The 19968-nt window shown below is 70.1% G+C and carries 22 protein-coding genes; 5 read left to right on the plus strand and 17 right to left on the minus strand.

The genetic code is table 11. The features are described from left to right. Positions 1 to 9: 9 nt before the first annotated feature. Complete coding sequence (locus ACFWY5_RS17205) at positions 10 to 1479, plus strand: APC family permease (protein ID WP_379632861.1); 1470 nt, start codon at positions 10 to 12, stop codon at positions 1477 to 1479. A gap of 25 nt (positions 1480 to 1504) precedes the next feature. Continuing rightward, on the plus strand, positions 1505 to 2089 hold the full coding sequence (locus ACFWY5_RS17210) for a GNAT family N-acetyltransferase (protein ID WP_379632863.1): 585 nt from the start codon (positions 1505 to 1507) through the stop codon (positions 2087 to 2089). A gap of 82 nt (positions 2090 to 2171) precedes the next feature. Here the strand turns inward: ACFWY5_RS17210 and ACFWY5_RS17215 are convergent, their stop codons facing one another. Further along, the gene (locus ACFWY5_RS17215) at positions 2172 to 2861 is read right to left on the minus strand and encodes an SDR family NAD(P)-dependent oxidoreductase (RefSeq protein ID WP_379632865.1); all 690 of its coding nucleotides are present in this window, start codon (positions 2859 to 2861) and stop codon (positions 2172 to 2174) included. A 99-nt stretch (positions 2862 to 2960) separates the two neighbouring features. Here ACFWY5_RS17215 and ACFWY5_RS17220 point away from each other — a divergent pair, with 99 nt between their 5' ends. Next, positions 2961 to 3368 carry a winged helix-turn-helix transcriptional regulator gene (locus tag ACFWY5_RS17220; RefSeq protein ID WP_379632867.1) on the plus strand — a complete coding sequence of 136 codons (408 nt, stop codon included), beginning with the start codon at positions 2961 to 2963 and terminating at the stop codon, positions 3366 to 3368. On the opposite strand, the gene ACFWY5_RS17225 is transcribed toward ACFWY5_RS17220, so the two are convergent. The 16 genes from ACFWY5_RS17225 to ACFWY5_RS17300 form a co-directional block, all read right to left on the minus strand. Further along, positions 3365 to 4525, minus strand: a complete 1161-nt coding sequence (locus ACFWY5_RS17225; protein WP_379632868.1) for an MFS transporter — start codon at positions 4523 to 4525, stop codon at positions 3365 to 3367. The genes ACFWY5_RS17220 and ACFWY5_RS17225 overlap by 4 nt on opposite strands. Positions 4526 to 4568: 43 nt before the next feature. Beyond that, entirely contained in the window at positions 4569 to 5006 is a 438-nt protein-coding gene (locus tag ACFWY5_RS17230) for an iron chaperone (protein ID WP_379619407.1), read from the minus strand. A gap of 47 nt (positions 5007 to 5053) precedes the next feature. Continuing rightward, positions 5054 to 5350 carry a hypothetical protein gene (locus ACFWY5_RS17235; RefSeq protein ID WP_379619405.1) on the minus strand — a complete coding sequence of 99 codons (297 nt, stop codon included), beginning with the start codon at positions 5348 to 5350 and terminating at the stop codon, positions 5054 to 5056. A gap of 87 nt (positions 5351 to 5437) precedes the next feature. Next, positions 5438 to 5911 carry a carboxymuconolactone decarboxylase family protein gene (locus tag ACFWY5_RS17240; protein ID WP_379632870.1) on the minus strand — a complete coding sequence of 158 codons (474 nt, stop codon included), beginning with the start codon at positions 5909 to 5911 and terminating at the stop codon, positions 5438 to 5440. A gap of 67 nt (positions 5912 to 5978) precedes the next feature. Next, positions 5979 to 7295 (minus strand): hypothetical protein, encoded by a 1317-nt coding sequence (locus ACFWY5_RS17245; protein WP_379610789.1) that lies wholly within the window; start codon positions 7293 to 7295, stop codon positions 5979 to 5981. Next, the gene (locus tag ACFWY5_RS17250; RefSeq protein ID WP_379632872.1) at positions 7292 to 8635 is read right to left on the minus strand and encodes a hypothetical protein; all 1344 of its coding nucleotides are present in this window, start codon (positions 8633 to 8635) and stop codon (positions 7292 to 7294) included. Before ACFWY5_RS17250 ends, ACFWY5_RS17245 begins: the two co-directional genes overlap by 4 nt. Then, on the minus strand, positions 8628 to 9899 hold the full coding sequence (locus ACFWY5_RS17255) for an MFS transporter (RefSeq protein ID WP_379610791.1): 1272 nt from the start codon (positions 9897 to 9899) through the stop codon (positions 8628 to 8630). The genes ACFWY5_RS17250 and ACFWY5_RS17255 overlap by 8 nt, the downstream gene beginning before the upstream one ends. A 9-nt stretch (positions 9900 to 9908) precedes the next feature. After that, a complete protein-coding gene (locus tag ACFWY5_RS17260; protein WP_379632874.1) occupies positions 9909 to 10985 on the minus strand; it encodes an N-acetylneuraminate synthase family protein in 1077 nt (358 codons plus the stop codon). A gap of 355 nt (positions 10986 to 11340) precedes the next feature. Then, positions 11341 to 11703 carry a nuclear transport factor 2 family protein gene (locus ACFWY5_RS17265; RefSeq protein ID WP_379610793.1) on the minus strand — a complete coding sequence of 121 codons (363 nt, stop codon included), beginning with the start codon at positions 11701 to 11703 and terminating at the stop codon, positions 11341 to 11343. A gap of 81 nt (positions 11704 to 11784) precedes the next feature. Next, on the minus strand, positions 11785 to 12087 hold the full coding sequence (locus ACFWY5_RS17270) for a putative quinol monooxygenase (RefSeq protein WP_379632876.1): 303 nt from the start codon (positions 12085 to 12087) through the stop codon (positions 11785 to 11787). Between the two features lie 80 nt (positions 12088 to 12167). Then, positions 12168 to 13076: an alpha/beta hydrolase gene (locus ACFWY5_RS17275; RefSeq protein ID WP_379610795.1), complete on the minus strand. Its 909-nt coding sequence runs from the start codon at positions 13074 to 13076 to the stop codon at positions 12168 to 12170. A 166-nt stretch (positions 13077 to 13242) separates the two neighbouring features. Then, positions 13243 to 14784 carry an MFS transporter gene (locus tag ACFWY5_RS17280; protein WP_379632878.1) on the minus strand — a complete coding sequence of 514 codons (1542 nt, stop codon included), beginning with the start codon at positions 14782 to 14784 and terminating at the stop codon, positions 13243 to 13245. A 433-nt stretch (positions 14785 to 15217) separates the two neighbouring features. Then, on the minus strand, positions 15218 to 15631 hold the full coding sequence (locus ACFWY5_RS17285) for a fasciclin domain-containing protein (RefSeq protein ID WP_379632880.1): 414 nt from the start codon (positions 15629 to 15631) through the stop codon (positions 15218 to 15220). 478 nt (positions 15632 to 16109) lie between these two features. Continuing rightward, the gene (locus tag ACFWY5_RS17290) at positions 16110 to 17831 is read right to left on the minus strand and encodes a hypothetical protein (protein ID WP_379632882.1); all 1722 of its coding nucleotides are present in this window, start codon (positions 17829 to 17831) and stop codon (positions 16110 to 16112) included. After that, positions 17828 to 18430: a DUF4255 domain-containing protein gene (locus ACFWY5_RS17295; protein ID WP_379610800.1), complete on the minus strand. Its 603-nt coding sequence runs from the start codon at positions 18428 to 18430 to the stop codon at positions 17828 to 17830. The genes ACFWY5_RS17290 and ACFWY5_RS17295 overlap by 4 nt, the downstream gene beginning before the upstream one ends. Then, the gene (locus tag ACFWY5_RS17300; RefSeq protein ID WP_379610801.1) at positions 18427 to 19050 is read right to left on the minus strand and encodes a LuxR C-terminal-related transcriptional regulator; all 624 of its coding nucleotides are present in this window, start codon (positions 19048 to 19050) and stop codon (positions 18427 to 18429) included. Before ACFWY5_RS17300 ends, ACFWY5_RS17295 begins: the two co-directional genes overlap by 4 nt. A gap of 238 nt (positions 19051 to 19288) precedes the next feature. Here ACFWY5_RS17300 and ACFWY5_RS17305 point away from each other — a divergent pair, with 238 nt between their 5' ends. Further along, positions 19289 to 19678, plus strand: coding sequence for a hypothetical protein (locus ACFWY5_RS17305; RefSeq protein WP_379610802.1), 390 nt, complete (start codon positions 19289 to 19291; stop codon positions 19676 to 19678). Between the two features lie 16 nt (positions 19679 to 19694). Next, positions 19695 to 19961, plus strand: a complete 267-nt coding sequence (locus ACFWY5_RS17310; protein ID WP_379610803.1) for a hypothetical protein — start codon at positions 19695 to 19697, stop codon at positions 19959 to 19961. Positions 19962 to 19968: the final 7 nt, after the last annotated feature.

Consider the following 19968-nt stretch of genomic DNA (forward strand, 5'->3'; position numbering starts at 1 on the left):
GGACCCCCCGTGACGACGCAGCATCGCCACCCCCCGGGCGACCGGATCACCGCCGCGCTGGCCGCCAACCGCCTCGGCGTACCCGCCGTCGCGTTCTTCGTCCTGTCGGCGGCCGGGCCGCTCAGCGTCATCGCCGGAGTGGTGACCACCGGCTACGCCGTCACCGGGATCACCGGCCTGCCGATCGCGTTCCTCGTGGTCGGCGCGGTCCTCGCGCTGTTCTCCGTCGGGTACGTGGCGATGGCCCGCTACATGGCCAACGCCGGGGCCTTCTACACCTATGTCACCCACGGTCTGGGCCGTCCCGCCGGAGTGGCCGCCGCCTGGGGAGCGCTGCTGGCCTACAACTCCATCCAGGTCGCCCTGTACGGCGTGTTCGGCGCCGCCTCCGTCCCGCTGCTGGCCGCCTGGCTCGGCATCACCCTGCCCTGGTGGCTCATCGCCCTGATGGCCTGGGCTCTGGTCGCGGTGCTCGGCCTGTCCCGCGTCGACCTCAACGGCCGCGTGCTGGCCGTCCTGCTGACCGCCGAGATCGCGATCATCCTCCTGTTCGACCTGGCCGACCTGCTCAACCCCGCCGGGGCGTCGCTGGCCTGGGAGGCGCTGTCACCGGCCGCGTTGTTCTCGCCCGGGATCGGGGCGCTGATGGTCATCGCCATCCTGGGGTTCGTCGGGTTCGAGGCCGCCGTCGTGTTCTCCGAGGAGTCGCGCGACCCGCGCCGTACCATCCCCGCCGCCACCTACCTGTCCGTCGGCGTGATCGCCGGCGTGTACGCGCTGTCGTCCTGGGTCATGCAGGTGGCCATCGGGCCCGCCAACATCTCCGCCGTCGCCCGCCGCGACAGCGCGGAGACCATCTTCATCCTCGCCGCCGACCAGATGGGCGACGTGATCGCCACCATCGGCCGGGTCCTCTTCATCACCAGCACTTTCGCCGCCATGCTGTCCTTCCACAACACCAGCGCCCGCTACCTGTTCGCGCTCGGCCGCGAACGCGTGCTGCCCGAGGTGTTCGGCCGCACCACCGCCCGCACCGGCGCCCCCAAGACCGGATCCATCGCCCAGAGCTGCCTCGGCCTGCTGGTCATCGTCGTCTACGCCATCCTCGGACTCAACCCGATGGTCCAGCTGTTCTACTTCGGCGGCACCTTGGGCGGCTTCGGCATCCTGGTCCTGCTCACCGTGACCGCGATCTCCGTGCCGATCTACTTCGCCCGCAACCCCCACACCGAACCCCGCACCCACGCCCTCATCGCCCCGGTGGCCGCCGCGATCATCCTGGTGGTCATGCTCGGGCTGGCCGTCACCAACTTCTCCACTCTGCTCGGCGTGCCCGAGGGCGACCCGCTCGCGGTCATCCTGCCCAGCCTGTACGGCATCGCCGCCGTACTCGGCCTGATCTGGGCCTTCGTCCTGCAACGCCACCGCCCCGGCATCTACCAGCAGATCGGCCAGGGCGCCAAGGCCGTCGCGTCCTGATCCGCCACCCCGAAGGAGCACACCCGTGTCCGAGTCCCGCGTCGTCCACCGGGCCGCCTACACCGACGTCGACCAGGTGGCCGGCCTGGTCGGCACCGCCTTCGCCGGCCTGGGGGTCGTGGCGTACATGATCTCCGAGCCCGAGCGGCGGGCGCCGGTCATGTCCGCCTGGGCGGCCATCCTCGTCGAGGACGCCCTCAAACACGGTCACATCGACCTCATCACCGATGAGTCCGGCCTGCTGGGCGCCGCCGTCTGGTTCCACCGCGAGGAGCCCCTGCCCGCGCCGGACGACTACGACCGGCGCCTGGCGGAGGCGGTGGGCGAGTACCAGGAGCGCTTCCAGATCGTCGACGAGCTCCTGGAGGAACACCACCCCCACGCGCCCCACCACCACCTGCTGTTCCTGGCCGTGCGCCCGGACCACCAGAACCGTGGCCTGGGCAGCGCCCTGATGGACCACCACCACGCCACCCTGAACGGCCTGCCCGCCTACCTGGAGTCCGCCAGCCCGGAAAGCAGCCGCCTGTACGCCAGGCACGGCTACGTCGAGCGCCGCCCGATCGTCCTGCCGGACGGAGCCAGATTCTGGCCCATGTGGCGGCCCTGACGCGCTCACCTCATCACCCGAGCCGAGAAGGTGAGCATGGCGTCGGTGAGGGGCGCGGCCTGCCCGTGGTTCAAGCAGATCGCTAGTGCTGGGCGACGAGGGTGCGGAAGGCCTCCACGTCGCCGACGACCTCTTCCACCTCCTCACGCTGCCGGTACATGCGCAGGTAGCGGGCGCCGATGGCGTCGGGGTCGCCCTCGCCGCCGCCGGGGGCGATCCCGGTGGCGATCGTCACCGTCCCCACGTAGACGCCCTCGGGCCTGAGCTCGGTGTGCAGGGAGTGCGCCCAGTTGCGCAGGCCGGCCATCGCCGCCCCCACGTTGGCCAGGAACGGCGCGGGGACGGTCGAGGAGACGCCGGTGGTCAGCAGGACCGCGCCGTCGCCGCGGGCGCGCATGTCCGGCAGCACCTGGCCCACCGCGTGCACCGCGCCGAGCAGGTTCAGCTCCAGCTGCGCCGTCGCCGACTCCACCGTGGTCTGAACCGCGTTGGTGATCGGCCCGGTGGGGCTGGGGCCGTACTCGAGGACGTCGATCGTCCCCAGTCGCTCCTTCACCGCGGCCAGCGCGGCGGCGAGGGCGTCACGGTCGCGGACGTCGGCGGGGAAGGCGGCCGCGCCGATGCCCAGGTCGGTGAGTTCCGCGACCAGCGCGTCCAGTTTCTCCGGAGTCCGCGCGATCAGCCCGACCTGGAAACCCGCGCGCCCGAACGCACGGGCGACCCCCATGCCCAGCCCCGGACCCGCACCCACGACCACCAGTGTTCTTGCCATGACCTGCTCCCTTACTCTTTGTTCGTAGCAGCATGGCTTGTTACTAAAGTGGGGGACAAGACGGCACATCTGTGTCGGTGAGGCACACGGAGGTAAGTTTTGGCGACCCGCGGCGTACTCTCCCCGCCCCTCGACGAGCCGGATCTGGAGGCGTGCCGGGACGTGCTCCAGATCCTCGCGCTGATCGGCGACAAGTGGAGCATCATGGTCATCGGGCACCTCCGGGACGGCACCCTGCGCTTCGGCGAACTGCACCGCGCCGTCACCGGCATCTCCCAGCGCATGCTCACCCGGACCCTGCGGCAGCTCGAACGCGACGGCCTGCTGTCGCGCCACGTTCACCCCAGCGTCCCGCCCCGCGTGGACTACACGCTCACCGAACTCGGCACGACGCTGCTGGACTCCGTCGTCGGCCTCGGCGACTGGGCCAGGACGAACCGGCACGAGATCAACGGCAACCGCCGCCGCTACGACGCCGAGGCGGCCGCCCGCTCGACGGCGCCCTAGCGATGGGCGGCGGCCGACACCGCCGCCAGCACGGCCAGCCCGATCAGCGCCGCCGCCACGGCCCCCGCGTCGAACAACGGCCCGATGACCAGCCCGCCCGCGAACGCCGCCAGCCCGGACACGAACGCGTACATGCCGTTGTAGACCCCGACCCGCCCCTCTGGCGCGCGGCCGACGATCGTCTGGAAGGCGGCCGGCGTGGTCAGGCCGTTGCCCAGCCCACTCAGTACGGCCGCCGCCACCAGCACCGCCACCTCCCACCCCGGCAGCACCGGGTAAGCGGCCAGGACCAGGTAGCCGCCGCCCAGGCAGAGCAGCCCGCCGCGCATCACCCAGGGCCGTTCCGCCCGCCTGGCCACGAACGGCTGGACGCCTGCCGTCGCGACGGCGACCGTACAGAAGAAGAGGGTGATCAGGCCGGAGTGGCCGACGCTCAGCGGCACCACGGACACGGCCTGGCTGACCAGCAGCGTGCCCGGCGAGGTGACGACGGCGAAGCGCAGGAACGGCCGGTCGCGCACGACCTCGGCCACCCCCCGCGCGAGCATGAGGCCCTCGGCCCGCCCGTCGGGGCCGCCCACCCCGCGCAGCATCCAGAACAACACCGCCGCCACCGCCCACGCGGCGGCCGACACGCTCGCCACGAGCACGAACCCGCCCGCCAGCAGCACCAGCCCGACCGGCGGTCCGGCGACCGCGGCGATCTGGCCCGTCACCACGTAGGTGCCGAAGCCCTTGGGCCGTACCCCGTCGGGCAGCCTGGCCAGCAGCGTCTGCGCCGCGGGATGGAACAGCGCCCCGCCGATCGCGAGCAGTAAGGCGCCGGCCACGAACCCGCTCAACGTGTCGGCCAGCCCCAGCAGCCCGAACGCGGCGACCCTGAGCACGCACGCCGCCGCCCCGGCCAGGCCGGGACCGATCCGGTCAACCAGCCAGCCGAAGGGCAGGAACAGCGCGTACTGCATCGCCACCCGCAGGCCCAGCACCAGCGCGATCGTGCCCGCGAGCAGGCCGACGTCGTCGCGCAGGTGCGTGACCAGGTGGGCCATCACCGCGTAGTAGCCCAGCGAGGCGGCCAGTTGCACGCACACCACGGCCGCGATCACGCGACGGCCCGAGACGACGGGCGCCTCGGCGGGCGGGGAGGTACGCAGCAAGATCACCAATCCGGGAGCGGGGGAGCTCCCGAGGATAGCGGCCTCAGCCGACGGCCCGCTTCACCAGCGCGGTGATCCTGGCCTCGACCTCGGGCGTCATCTCGAGCAGGCCGAAGGAGGTCGCCCACATCGGGCCGTCGTCCAGCTTCGCGTCCTCGGCGAACCCGAGCGTCGCGTAGCGGGTCTTGAACTTCGCCCTGCCCTGGAAGAAGCAGATGAGCTTGCCGTCCAGGGCGTACGCGGGCTGGCCGTACCAGAGCTTGGGCGCCAGAGACGGGGCGGCGGCCGTGACGACGGCGTGAACCCGCTCGCCCAGGATCCGGTCGTCCTCCGGCATCTCGGCGATCTTCTCCAGCACGTCCCGCAGGGCCTCGGCGGCCTTGTCGGCCTTCGTGCTGCGGCGCGCCGCCTTCTTCATCTCCTGGGCGTGGTCCTTCATCGCGGCCCGCTCCTCGGCCGAGAATCCCTCGTACGTGCTCATGGCAGATCTCCTTCGTGAAACTGGACTCGAAACGTATCGCCCGCCGGTCAGGACTCGTCGATGACCTGGCCGTTCTGGGCGGTCGCGTCCTTGGTCAGCGCCATGGTCAGCGGGGCCTCGGGGAAGCTGGGCAGGTCGGCGAAGGCGGCGCCCATCTGCCCGGCGCTCTCCCAGTGCCAGGTGTCGGTGTAGGAGCCGTCCTCCAGCCTGACCAGCACCGCGTGGGTGAGGCCCGGGTGGCTCTCGCGGATGGTCGCGATCAGCGAGCCACGCCGGGCCAGGAACTCCTCAAGGTCGGGCTCGGCGACGGAGTAGCGGTGCGCGCGTACGACGGAACGGTTCATCTGTGCTCCTCGGGTTGTTGTCCGTGTGAGAACAGAGTGCGCGCCCGGGTTAATACATCCGCTGTGCGCCGGCGATGTATGGGCCGTCTACCCCCACTGGCCGGGCTGGTAGCCGCCAGCGGGCTGCTGGGTGATGACGTTCATGCGGTTCCAGGCGTTCATGACGGCGATGGCCGACAGCAGGGCGGCGAGCTGGTCCTCGTCGTGGTGCTTGGCGGCGTTCGCCCACGCCTCGTCGGTGACGCCGCCGGCCGCGTCGGCCACGCGGGTGCCCTGCTCGGCCAGTTCCAGGGCGGCCCGCTCGGCGTCGGTGAAGACCGTCGCCTCCCGCCAGGCCGCGACCAGGTTGAGGCGCACCGAGGATTCCCCCGCGTGCGCGGCGTCCTTGGTGTGCTGGTCGATGCAGACGGCGCAGCCGTTGATCTGGCTGACGCGCAGCTGCACCAGCTCCAGCGTCGTGGCCGGCAGCGACGAGCCGGCCACCGCCCTGCTCACTGAGACGAAGTACTTCGCGGCCTTCGCGCCGATCGGGTTGGCGGCGTAGTCGAACCGGGCTTCCATGAGCTCTCCTCGCGGTATTGGCTGATACGCCCACACCACGAACGGCCCGGCGGAAAGGGGACACTCTTCAGTAGAGGAAAATGCCGGTGGTCCTGGTCGCCGGGGTGACGCCCATGCCGATGATCGGCGCCTCCGCGTGCGGCAGCGCCCTGATGTGCGAGCCCGCGTAGCCGTCCGGGGTGAGGAAGGCGTCCCAGGCCGCCGCCCACAGCTCCAGCTCGCCGGAGTCGGGGTTGACCACCGGTTCCGGGCGGGGCCGTACCCGGCGCTGGACCACCGCGCCGGTGGCGACCCCCTGCTCGACGGCCGCCCGCCAGGCGCCGGCGGGCACGTCCCAGCCCGCCACGATGCCGCTGCCGCCGAAGTCGGCCCACGGCTTGATGATCAGGTCGTCCTGCTGGTCCAGGCACTGCTCCGGCAGCTCGCCGGGGACCAGGCGCCTGGTCCAGGGGAGCACCCGGTCCACCAGCTCCAGCTCCTCGGCGGACAGGGTCGCACGGCAGCGGGGATCGGACAGCAGCGCCAGGCAGCCCTTGTTGTTGTAGATCTCGCTGGCCAGCGTCGTGAACAGGACCGCCGCGCCGTCGGCGTGCGCCCGCAGCACCGGCTCCACCGCCTGCTCGCCGCCGGGCGCGGCCATGATCTCGCCGATGTTGAAGTAGCGCAGCACCAGGTCCACCCGCCGCCCGCCCACGGTCAGGGCGGTGCCGTCGTAGGCGGTCTGGCTCAGCTCGCCCAGCACCACCTCGATGCCGAGCCCGGTCAGCGCCTCGGTGAACGACTCGACCAGCTTCAGGTACGTCCCCAGCTCCCCGTCCGCCTCCACGAAGCCGACGACCGGATCGCGCGGGCCGGTGACCGGGGCCGCCGCCGCGCGCAGGGCCGCGGCCACGCGCTCGCCGGTGTGCACGAAGTCCAGCCCGTGCTCGATGGCGAACGAACGGAACGCCGGCACCTCCAGGAGCGCCTCGGAGATCTGGGCCCGGTCGGCGCCGCCGAGCGCGCTGCCGAAGTTGAACTCCAGCAGGCGAAAGGAGTCTCCGTCGTGGTAGAGGTCGGCTCTGCCATACAGGGTGGGGCGTTCCGGGAACTTGGCCAGCAGCGCCGAACTGCGCGCGTCGAAGCCGAGCGCGGCGCAGAAGGCGGCCACGTCGCCGCCGTGCAGCCGCTCGGGCAGCGAGACCAGCACGTCGAACAGCCGCGTCAGCTCGTCGGCGAAGCCCAGGATGCGCTCGCGCGCCATGAAGAACGGACGCGGCAGCAGCCGGTGCGCGCAGGAGGCGGCGAACTTCTCCGTCAGCCGGATGTCGCTCATCGCCTTGGCCAGTTCGCTGCGGCCCGCCTCGCAGCGCTCGATGTAGACCTCGGTCACGTGGTCGGTCATAACGGTACTCCTTCGACCAGGAAGACCCCCGTGGACGGTCCTGCTCCCAGCCCCCTGACGATGCTGGCGCCCTCGGGCATCGCCCTCGCGTAGCAGCCGGAGTAGCGCCCGCCGGGCATGACGAACGGCCCCAGCACGCCCACCCAGCGCGACACCTGGTTCGTCTCCGGGTCCATGACCTCGAACGGCTTCGGGCGTACCCGGCGCTGGACGATGGCGCCAGTGGTCCTGCCGTCGTCGAGCGCCTCGTGCCAGTCGCGTTCGCCGCTCTCCCAGCCGACCACGATGCCGGTGCTGCTGAAGTTCGCGCGCGGCTTGAGTATCAGCTCGTCGCGGTGCTCGCGGCAGTAGTCCACGAGGTCGACCCGCTCGCCCTCGATCACCGAGTGGGACGTGCTGAGCGTGCGGGTCAGCGGCAGCACCCGGTCGACCAGCGCGATCTCCTCGGTGGTGAACGCCGCGCGCCACCGTTCGTCGGAGAGCATCGCCAGGCAGCCCTTGCTGTGGTAGAGCGCGCTGTCCAGCGTCGCCCACAGCACCACCCGGCCCTCCTCGTGGAGGCGCTCGACGCGTTCGACCGCCTCCATCGGCGCCTCGCCGGAGACGATCTCGTTCTCGGTGTAGTACCGGAGCACGAGGTCGATCTGACGGCCGTGCAGCCGCAGGCGGCCGTCGCGCTCGGTGACCTGGCCGATCTCGCCGAGCAGCATCTCGATGCCCTGGCCCGCCATCGCCTCGCGCAGCGACTCCACCATCGGCAGGTACACCTCCAGCCCGCCGTCGCACTCCAGGAACGCCACCACGGGGTCGGCGCCGCCGGTGATCGGGGCCGCCGCCTTCCGCCACTCCTCGGCCAGCCGCGCGGCCGCGTTCACGTAGGACAGGCCGTGGCGCTCGGCGAACTCGCGGAACGCCGGTACGCGCATGAAGCCCGCCTCGACCGCCGATCGGTCGATGCCGCCCAGGGAGCTGCCGACGTTGAACTCCAGTGCCTTGTAGGAGTCGCCGTCGTGGTAGACGTCGGCCCTGCCGTACAGCAGAGGGGTGGCGCGGTAGCGGCGCAGGACGGCGTGCTTGGCCGGCTCCAGGCCCAGCTCCTTCAGGTAGGCGTCGAAGTCGCCGTCGAACAGCCGCGCGGGCAGCTGGAAGACCAGCTCGTAGAGGGCGTGCAGGTCGGCGGCGAGCGCGCGGGCAGGCTCGGCGTCCACGAACAGCGGGCGCGGCAGAGTGAGGTCGCCGCCGTGGGCGGCGAGGAAGGCCGGGCCGAACGGCGCGGCCTCCTTCGCCTCCAGCAGTGCCCGGTTGCCCGCGGACACCTCACCCAGGTAGCGCTCAGTCATCGGAGCGAACATCTGAACCTTCCTGTTCCGACGGAAGCTCGCGCATCCACCGCAGCGGCGAGAAGTAGACCGGCAGCCAGGCCACCGTCAGGCCGATGACCGACACCCACAGCGCGGCGCGCACTCCGGCGAACTGGCCGACCAGGCCGGCGACACCCGCGCCGAGTGCCAGGGAGCCGGTCATGAGGAAGCGCATGGTGGCGTTCATCCGGCCCAGCAGCCGGTCCGGGGTGATGCGCTGGCGGAAACTGACCAGGACCACGTTGTTCATGCCGATTCTCAAGGTGACCGCGAGCCAGCACACGTACGTGACCCACTGCCAGACCCCCGGCTGGACCAGCGGCACCAGCAGGCACAGGGGCGCGCCGGCCAGCCCGGCCAGCCACAGCGACGGACCGTAGCCGATGCGGTCGGCCACCCGCCTGGCCATCGACGAGCCGATCAGGATGCCCACGCCGCCGAAGGTGAAGAAGATGCCGATGTCGCCGGCGTTCAGGTGGAGCAGGCGGGTGAACACCAGCGGGATCGAGATGATGCCCACCATGAGGAACAGGTTGGTGACCGCGCCCTGCAGCGCGATCGGCCGCAGGAGCCGATGGCGCAGCACGAACGAGACGCCCTCGCCGACCTCGCGCGCCAGGTGCCGATCCGCCCGGCGCTCCGGCTCCGGCTCCTTGACCCGGATGCCGAACAGGCACAGCGCCGACCACAGATACGTCGTCGCGGTGACCGCGATCGCGATGGGCGCGGCGGCCAGCTGGACCAGGAAGCCGCCCAGGCTCGGCCCTGCCACGGTGGCGCCGGCGTCCCAGGACTGCAGGTAGGAGTTGGCCTGGACCAGGCGTTCCCTGCCGACGGCCGTCGGCAGGTAGCTCAGGCTGGCCACGTCGAAGAAGACCCGCCCCACCCCGGTGAGCAGCGCCACCGCGAACAACTGCCAGATCGTCAGGACGCCCATCAGCCAGGCGACCGGGATCGAGGCCATGAGCAGGGCGCGGCCCAGGTCGGCGACGACCATCACCCAGCGCCGCCGCGTACGGTCCAGCCACGCGCCCGCCGGAAGCCCGATCAGCAGGAACGCCATCGTGTCGAGCACGCCGATCACCGCGACCTGGCCGGGGGAGGCGTTCAGCGCCGAGATGGCGACCAGCGGGAGCGCGACGAAGGCGATCTCGACGCCGACCAGACTGGCCGCCGCGGCCATGAACACCCGCCGGAAGGCCTGGTGCGAGAAGAGGGAAGGGACTTTCTCTGTCGTGGCCATTCCGTGGACCTATCCGTTGGCGGTGGGTGGGCCGGCGGCGAACTGCTCCATCGCGAATGCCTCGTCCCCGCGCACCGCGACCGCCAGGCGCCTGCCCAGAAGCCGGTCCATCTGGTACGGCTTGAGCCCGTCGCCGGGAGATTTGCAGGCGACGTCGCACTCGGTCAGCAGGTGCCCCTCCGGCAGGTCGTGGGCGGCGACCAGCTTCTTGCCCAGCTTGCGCACCGCCGCCAGCTCCTGCGCGGAGCAGGACTTCTCCGGGGAGCCCAGCATCCGCCGCGTCGTGTCCAGCGCGGCGGTCAGCGTGCCGAGCTGTGGCGGGGTCAGGGAGAAGTGGTGGTCGCTGCCGGGGCGGCTCTGGTCGAGCGTGAAGTGCTTCTCGATGACCCGCGCGCCCAGCGTGAACGCGACCAGGCTCGCCTCGACGCCCAGGTCGTGGCCGGAGAAGCCGACCACGACGTCCGGATAGTCCTCGCGGTAGCGGGTGATCACCGACAGGTTCAGGTCCGCGGGACCGGCGGGGTAGACGGCCGTGCACTGCAGCAGGGCCAGGTTCGGGTTGACCGGAAGGATGGTGTCGACGGCCCGCCGTACCTCGTCTTTGGTGCCGCCGCCCGTGCTGACGATCAGGGGTTTGCCGGTCTTGGCCGCGTAGCCGAGCAGCGGGGTGTTGGTGAGGTCGGCGGAGGCGATTTTGATGGCGGGAGGGTCGAACTCCATCAGGAAGTCGACGCTCGGGAAGTCGAAGGCGGTGGAGAAGAAGTCGATCCCCGCTTCCTTGGCCACCTGCGCGAGGTGTGTGTACTCGGTCCGGCCGAATTCCAGGGCCTCTCGGTGTTCTCCGTACGTGGGGCCGAAACTGTTCCGCCCTTCGTAGGGCTGCGCGTACATCGCCTTGGTGAACAATGTCTTGTTGTCGCGCTTCTGCAGTTTGGCGGCGCTCGCGCCCTTGACGGCGGCGCTCAGCACGAGTCGCTCCGCCTTTTCGAGGTCGCCTTCGTGGTTGTGCCCGATCTCCGCGATGACGTATGCGCCGGAGCGGTCCGAGATCACTCTGTCGGCTATTGCCAGTTCCCGCGAACTCATCTTACCCCTTTTAAGGGAATGCATTCTTAATTACTTTGTCCCGCGACTTTCATAATGAACATGCGGCGGAATGCGGGCACCCGGGTCAAGAGATACATGACGGCTCATCGCACTGTCAACAGAGGCCATTTTCGCGCGCTCGGCCTTAAAAGCCGGATAGGGATGACCCTTTAAGCGGGCGGCGGTGACCTGCGGAGGGCCGGCATCTGCCCTTGTGGCACGGCGACCACCGGCGTTGCCCGCCGTGCCCGATCGGTAAGAGCTATTGCGGGACCCTGGGGTTTCGCGGCTTTAAAGCGGCGCTTCAACCAGGGGGACAGAATCTTTCACAATTCTGCGACGGGGATATACGGCCCTAGCCCGAATAGACCGGCGCCAGGTCGACGAAGATGCGGTAGTCGGAGATCAGGCCGTCGTCGCGGGTGTGCCAGATCGACACGGCCGCGACGCTGACGTGCGTGCCGTCGAGCCGCCGGTAGGTCACCTCGGTCTCGGCGACGGTGTCGGCGCCGGCCTGCCACGTTCTGATGATCGTGTGTGCGAGGCCGGCGATGGTCGCGTAGAACCCCCGCAGCCCGTCGGTGACGGCCTCGTGGCCGACCATGGGCGCGGAGTTGCCGAACACCATCCTGACGTCGTCGGACAGTAACCGTACGAACTCGCCGGGGTCAAAGGTGTCGACCGCCTGGAAGACACGTCGTGCCGCATCATGGGACATGCCGATCTCCTCCCCTGGTACGGAGGTCGCCAAGCCGTTGTCGTGCGGCTGCTTTTCGCGGCGGTCGGGGCGAAGGCGGCCTCAGGTGGGGTCGTCGCCGGTCAGGGAACGTACGCCGGCTATGTCGTACTCGGCCACCGATGCCGCGAGCATCGCCGCGCTCTGGTCGTCGCCGGGGCCGCTGCCGCGAAAGGCGTCAACGGCCGCCTGCGACTCCCAGCGTTCGAAGACGTTGACGCGGCCGGAGTCCAGCAGGTCCGCGGTGATGGCGAAGTCGAGGCATCCCGCTGCCCCGCGAGCCTGCCGGACGACGTCCACGCAATCGGCGAGGTAGGAATCGCGCTGCGGGGGTTCGACGGTGATGTGCCCTGCGACGATGACCACGGGTGCTCCAGTTCTTACGTCTTCATTCTTGTCAGCCATGTAGACACCGTGAGGACGGAAAACTCATCGGCCGCGCCTGTTCATGTCGCCGGGGCCGTTGACGGCAGGTGGCGGCGGAGGAAGGTGATCTGGTCGGCGGCGACCTGGTCGCGGATGGCGGGGTCGGTGTAGAAGCTGAAGTGGGTGCCCGCGTACTCACGCAGCTCGCCCTTGGGAGCACTGTTCGCCAGCGCGCGGGTCGACTCGCCGGGGGTCTCCTGGTCGTTGGCGGCGATGCAGACGAGGAGCGGCTGGGTGAGGCGGGCGGCGTCCTCGGCCGGGCGGTAGCGCATCATGGGGATGAAGGCCCTGGGTGCGACGCTGTTGCGCCACAGGGTCTTGCCGTCGCCGGTGAGGGTGCGGATGTGCTGGTCGGCCTCAACGGTGGCGGTGACGGCGAGCTCGCCGGGACGGCCCACCATGGGGATGTAGTACGGCTTGAGGCCCAGTTTGCCGCGGACGGTGTCCCAGAAGATGGCGGCGAGGAGGCGGAGGGTTTGGCCGGTGCTACGCCCTTCGACCCGCTTCGGGAAGCCGTTGTAGGGGATCTGCGAGACCACGGCGACGATCGCCGGGTCGTCGGCCGCGACGGACACGACGTGCGCGCCGCCGAGCGAGTTGCCCCACAACACGATCTGGCGGGCGTCGACGCGTTCGTGGCCGCGGGCGAAGGCGACGGCGGCGCGCAGGTCGTCGTGCTGGCCCTTGATGGCGGCGAGTTGCCGTGGTTCGCCGCCGCTCTCGCCGAAGCTGCGGTAGTCGAAGACCAGCGCCGCGATGCCCTCGGCGGCGAAGCGCTCGGCGTAGCCGTACAGGCGGTCCATGGTGCCGCTGAAGCCGTGGCAGAGCACGACGCAGGGCAGGCGCCCGGTAGAGCCGGTCGGCAGGTAGAGATATCCCGCGCAGGGGGTGCCGGACGACTGGAAGGACACTTTCGTGCGTTCGTACATGGTGAGCTGATCCCTTCAGCGAACTGACTTACGGTTAGTAGAGTAGCCAAAAATTTGACCCAAGGTAAGTGTCGCTTCGTGAAGGATGCGGTTCAAAGTCTGCAGAGCGACGATCGACTGCTGTCTCGAAAACTAATTGTGAGACTTTGATTTCGAAACGGCGGTCCTATCGTTGCTTCGCCAGGAGTGCGCAGAAGGCCGTGGCGGTGAGGAGGGTGGCGGCGGTGGCCAGCAGGGTGGTGTGCATGGCGCTGGTGAAGCTCGCGGTGAAGGCCTCCTCGCCCAGGCGCCGGAACAGGGCGGCTTCTGCGGGGCTGAGGCCGGCCGGTGGGCTGGGCGGGGTGAAGTGCCGGGCGCCGTCGCCGATGGCGGTCATGAAGTCGTCGCGCAGGTGCGCGGGCAACTGGGCGGCCTGCCGTACGGCGTCGTTCTGGAGTGTGGTGTTGAGGCGGGCGGAGAGCAGGGCGCCCAGGACGGCCAGGCCGACGACGCTGCCGATCTGGCGGATGGTGTTGGCGACGCCGGAGGCGGCACCGGCCAGCCGGGGGCTCACGCCGTCCATCGTGATCTGTTGCAGAGGGGCGTAGGTGGCGCCGTTGCCGAGGCCGATGATCATCAGGCCGGGGAGCAGGCTCCACGCGCTGCTGTGCGGGCCGGTGGTGACGGCCAGGACGAGCAGTCCGAGGGCGAGCGTGGCCAGCCCGGCCGGCAGGATGCGTCTGCCGCCGAACCTGTCGGCCAGGCGCCCGCTGCGGGCGGAGGCGACAGCGGTCAGGACTGCGCCGGGGAGCAGGATCAGGCCGGTCTCCAGCGGGCTGTGGCCGCGGGCCGTCTGCAGATAGAGGACCATGACGAGCGGGATGGCCATCATGCCGGCGTAGAAGAGGAAGCCGATCCCGTTGCCGACCGAGAAGTCTCGGGCGGAGAACAGGGCCATGGGGATGAACGGCTCGCTCTTTCCGCGGCTCTCCCAGAGCACGAACAGGACCAGCAGCACGAGGCCGGCGACGATGACGGGGGCCATGGGGCCCCAGCCGTAGCGCTCGCCCTCGACCAGGCCGAAGACGATGCCGGTCAGCCCGCCGGTGGCCAGGGCCACGCCGATCGGGTCGAGCTCGTGGCTGCCGCCTGAGCGCATCGGCGGGGCGTAGATCAGGGTCAGGATGATCGTGATCACGCCGATCGGTATGTTGATGAAGAAGATCCAGGGCCAGCCGAGGTGGGCGAGGATGAAGCCGCCGACGATCGGCCCGGCGACCGGGGCCAGGCCCGCGATCGCCCCGAAGACGCCGAACGCGCGGCCGCGCAGCTCCGGGGGGAAGATCGTCAGGATCGCCGAGATGACCTGGGGGAACAGCAGCGCCGTACCCACTGCCTGCAATACTCGCGCGGCCAGCAGCCAGCCTCCGGAGCCGGCCAGGCCGCACAGGGCCGAGGCCACGGTGAACAGGGTGGTGCCGATCAGGAACAGCCGCCGGTAGCCGAAGATGTCCCCGAGCCGTCCGGTGGTGATCAGCAGCACCGTGAAGACCAGCAGGTAGGCGTCGAGTACCCACAGCACCTGGTTGTACGAGGCGTCGATGCCGCTGATGAGCGTGGGAACGGCGATGTTGACGATGGTTCCGTCCAGCAACGCCATGAAGAATCCGGCGCAGAAGACGCCGAGGACCAGCCACGGTCGCCGCGTGGCCGAGGGGACTTCCGTCATGCTGTTCGACCTCCATGAACACGGAAGTACCGGTCATGGCCACGGCGCTCGCGCGGGCGGGACGGTTCGTCACGGTGGCGGGCCCGGGGCTCGCGACCGGTCGTGGATCTCTGCTCGGCGGCGGCAGGGAACGCCGCGAAGGGGAGAACGTGAAACCGGTCGCGCTAAGGGCGGGACACGGGTTCCCGTGCGCTCCGAGGCAAGGACGTCGGCTCGTTAACGGCTCGCCAGACTGCCAGCACCATCGCAGAGATACTCTCTTCCAGGTGTGGAACGACTTCCACCTTTTCCGTGGCCATCGGGGCCCGAAGAAGCTGGTTGGCGAGGCGTGAGCCCGCGGTGAGAAGTCTCGCCTGGAAAGTTAGCAAGAGCCATGGCGCCTTGCAACGGAGCAGTCCCGCTGGAAGGGAAGGCCCCCAGGGGTGATCGCCACCTAGTTGGGCGGGTCCAGGACGGTGTCGATGAGGTAGACGGTCGCGTTGGCCGTCTGGATGTCCGGGCACGTCACCGTGGCCTCGCCGTTCAGCGTGATCGTGCCGTCGGTGGTCTTGGCGGTGATGGTGCCGGTCTGCCTCGTGGTGAGCTTGGCGTCGGCCAGGTCCGCCGGGGTCATGCGGCCCTGGACCACGTGGTAGCCGAGGAGGCTGATGAGCGTCTCGCGGTCGCCCAGCCACTTGTCGAGCCGCCCCTCGGGCAGCTTGTCGAAGGCGTCGTTCACCGGTGCGAAGACGGTGATGTCGCGAGAGGTGTCGAAGGTGGCGGCGTAGGACGCCTGGTTGATGGCCGAGACGAACGTCGACAGTTCCGGGATGCCGGACATGGCGGCGACCACTTGCTGTTCGGCCATCCATTTACGGCTGCCGGGCCCGGTAGCCGGGAGGATGTCGCAGCCCGCGGGCGCCACGCGGGGCCGACTGGTGCGGGGACGCGGCTTGGGGCTCCATTCCGGGGGCGGGGACACTTCCCCCGGCGGGGGCGGGGACACTTCTCCCGGCGGGGGCGGGTCATCTGGTTCCGGGCTGGGGCTGGTGTCCGGTTCCGGGTGGGGCTCGACCTCCGGCGCCTCGGGCTCGGCGTCCGGGGTCGCGTCGGGTGCCGGGGCCGGAGAGGAGAGCACCGTCGAGGCGGCCGGTGGCGCGCCGGCCAGGATCGCACAAACGGCTGCAAAAACGGACGCTAGTCGCATTCTCGGATTCATGGCTTAATACCCCCCGAAAACAGTCGTCAGCAGGAGGCTGTCACCCGGGCAGCGGACGTGGCCAGCGCACATCAGGCGGCCCCGAGGGCGGAGTTCACCGCCCTTCAGGACGCACGGACGCGCGTGGTCACTTCTTCTGGACGATCAGGTAGTCGAAGTCCGTGGGCAGGACGGTGATCCGATCGGAGAACCACTCCACCGTGAACGCGCCGTCACCCTGGCCACCCACGCATACTCCCGACATGGCGACACCGGCCAGCCCCCGGTGCGCGGCGTCCGTGGTGAGCAGGATGACCCCGGAACCGTCCGCGAGAGGCGAACTGATGCGCACCGGGTCCCCGCTGCCGCTCACGGCGTCCGTCGAGCTCACCCCGGCCAGCGCGGGGTCGCCGGAGTCGATGACGACCCAGTTGAACCCGACGTCCACGGGCGCCGGCGACAGGTCGAGGGTGGCGACCGTGAAAGCGCCGTCGTTCTTGGCGTCCACCTTGAGTCCCGTGATCGCTTGGTCCGCCGGCCCGTCCAGCTCCACGGTCAGCAGGATCACCGAGTCGCTCGTGGCCGCGCCCGCAGGCACGTCCACGCTGGTCTCCCCCTCCGGAAGCGACCCGGAACCAGCCTCGAACGGCATGCCGCCGAGGTTTCCGCTGGGCTGCTTCACGACGAGGTAGTCGAAGGCCATGCCCTCCACGCTCTCCCCGTCGATCGGCTGAACCGAGAAGGAGCCGCCGTCGCGGCCGGTCACGCCGAGGGATCCGGTGGGCAGTTCCGCGCGGGTGCGCGGCTGGCCGAGATTGGCCGCCTTCTCGCCGAGCCTGGACAGGTCGGAGGTGACGAAGATCTTCGCCTGGTCGGACAGCCCGTTCACCGCGACCGACGCGTACCCGTCGGTGAGCGTGCCGACTCCGGCGGCGTACGGCCCCCGGGCGGCGGGCGCCGGCCTCGATTCCGGCTCCGGCCGCCACGCGTTGATCACGACGACCGCGGCGACGGCGATGAGGACCAGGCCGAGGACCACGACCAGGGTCTTCAGCGCCCATGGCGGGATCAGCGGCAGCACCACCCGGGTGCCGTCGACCCGGAACGACTTCTCGCCGTCGTCCAGGCTCGCCGTCACGGAGAAGGGGATCTCCGCCGGCTTCCCGGTGAAGGGCGGGCGCGCGGACACACGCAGTGGCACCACGGTACGGCCGGCGTCGATCAGCAGGTTGGTCACCGGCATCCGGAAGCCCAGCGCCTCCTCCTCGTCGGCGGCGCGCAGCCGGGCCCGGTGGGGCAGGTTGCCGCGGCTGTCGAAGGTGATCGAGTGGCGGGTCGCCCACCGGCCCCGTGAGATCCCGGGAGTCAGGTCGACTCTCAGATCGTCGAAGCCGCCGACCTCGCACGTGCCTTCCGCGATCGCGTAGACGCCCCTGGTGACCAGGGAGCGGGCCAGCACCGTGAACTCCGTCGTACCCGCGGCGACGGACGAGGACCGCGGCGGGCCGAAGACGATCGTGGAGGTGGCCGCGCCCGCGGGCGGGACCACGAGCTCGTCGGGCTCGACGGTCGCGAACGCGGCCGCGTCCCCCTTGACGCCGACGCTGACCCGCTCGACCCTGGTGCCCCTGTTGCGCACGGTCACGGTCGTGGACGCCTGCTCGCCGGGCGTGACGGGTACCGATCGTTCGGACAACGCGGCGACGAGTTCCGCGTGCTGCTCGGGCGGGCGCGGCTCGGCGGGCTGAGGCAACCGGTTGTCCTCCGGCTCGCCGCCGTGCTTGTCCCAGGCCAGGTACTCGCCGCACTGGACGCAGAACCTGGTGCGGTCCGGGTTGACGTCGCCACAGTTCGTGCAGGTGATGCTCATCCCAGTCCTTCGGTGCCGTGGCGTTCTTCCGCGCGTACCCCGAGCGGCCCGCGTACCGGCGGCGCGACGGGCCCGGGTGTCTCCGGCTTGATCGGAGCGCTGATCACGACGTTGACGAACGGCCGCGCCCCCGCGGCCGAGGCGGCCACGAAAGCACGGTCCTCCTGCGGCGGATGGGCGGCCACCAGCGTGACCGGGAGCCCGAGCTCCGCCAGCGAGCCCGTCAGGTGGTCGGCCGGGATGGTGTCGTGGGTGAGGAGCACGCGCAGGATCGTGCCCAGGAGCCGGTGCTCCTCCTCCGGCTCCGGCGCGCGGGCCGTCACCGCGTACGAGAGGCTGACGTACCGGGGAGGGCGGTGCCTCGCGGTGACCGCGCCGTCGGCGTTCGTTTCGTTGATCATGCCCTGCCGCCGCTTGCCCAGATCCTCGCGGATGTCATAGAGGCGCAGGTGCACCGCGGGGGCCTCGCCCTCGGCCGACGGTTCCGGGCCGGGCGCGCTGAGGAGAACCTCGGTCTTGGAGCGGGACGGCGCTCCCCGGCGGATCAGCTCGCGCAGCGCCTCGTCGGCTTCGCCGATCACACCGTCCTGCCCGCTCACAGCAGCCCGTTGCGCAGGGCGTAGGCGACCGCGTGCGCGCGGTTGCGGAGGTGGAGCCTGGTGGTGATGTCGTGCAGGACGGTCTTCACCGTCCGTTGCGAGTACGCCAGCTCGGCGGCGACCTCCGCGGTGTCGTACCCCTCGGCGATGAGGCGCAGCACCTGAACCTCGCGCTCGGCCAGGCCGGAGAAGTTCAGTCCACGTGGGGTGAGCAGGTCGCCCTGAACCCGGCTGACCTGGGCGAGCAGCCTGCCGAGGAGATCGGGCGGCATGGCGCCCCCGCCGGTGGTGGCCGAGCGGATCACGGAGACGAGTCGTTCCGGGCTCGCCTCGGCCCGCCGTACGACGCCGGACACCCCGATCTCCACGATGGCGAGCAGCCCGGAGTCGTCCACGGTCCCGGCGACGACCACCAGCCGGAGGTCGCCGTGGCAGCGCAGGGTGCGCAGGACGCCCAGCGTCTCCTGGCACACGGAGTCGGCGACGACCAGCGCGACGTGTGCGTTCTCCGGGCGTTCCGTCTCCAAGATCTCAACCTCGGGCCGCTGCCTGAGCTGGCTCAGCACCCCGGCACGGGAGATTGGGTCGTGGGCGCGCACGACCACCTGGATACGCTCCATCCGATCTCCATTCGGCGCCCGCTCGATCGGGCAAGGCGGATACCTACGAAAATCGCATATCCAGCATTCCGAAGGTGTCCGCAGCGCCCTGGGCGTCACCAGAGTTCGGCCAACAAACCTTTACCGCATGATCGTCTGGGTGTCTTTGGTTCTTCGCGGGAGCGGAACCTATCGTCCAATCTGACTCACACGAATTCGACGGGGGCCGAAAATGGCGACACTGAGCGTCGGAACCACCATGAATGTGTCGGTGCGCTCCATCAACGACACCACATCCTCGGGGCTGGGCAGCTCGTTCAACGTCAGCAACGGATTTCCCGTGTCGGGGAAGGCACTGGCCACGCCCGGTGTTCCGCTGACGGTTCAGATCTCCGCCGAGAACGACAGGGGCGACGGCAACACCTGCACGTTCGTGGTCTCCGATCCGGAGGGCAGCGGACGCTTCCTCGGGGAGGCCTCCCTGACCTGGCAGGAAGGCGACAGCAGCGTCGGCTGGGTGGAGTTCAGCGGCTTCCCGGTGCGGGCCGACGGAGTCTCACCCACGGGTGACTGCGACTACGCCATTTCCCTGGTTCACAACACCGACTCGAGCGGCACGCGAGTCGGCATCCGCGTCTTCACCCTCTGACGGTAAGGAAAAGAACATGACAGAACCGGACCTGGAGACCCTCCCCGATCTGGAACTTCCTCAGCAACTCCCGGAAGCGGGGGCGGACGTCACCGAACTTCCGGTATTCGACGTCTGCGTGCGGTTCAACGGGCGTTCCTGGCGCTCTCTCAAGGTCGCCGCGCCTTCGCCGGAAGACGTCGCGACGATCATGGACAACTTCGTGGCCAACATCAACGCCATATTGGTTCAGCGGCGCTATCCACCGGGGATGTGCACCTGGACGCATAACGCCTGCCCGTGAAGTTTCC

Source organism: Nonomuraea sp. NPDC059007 (assembly GCF_042740555.1).
Classification (GTDB): domain Bacteria; phylum Actinomycetota; class Actinomycetes; order Streptosporangiales; family Streptosporangiaceae; genus Nonomuraea.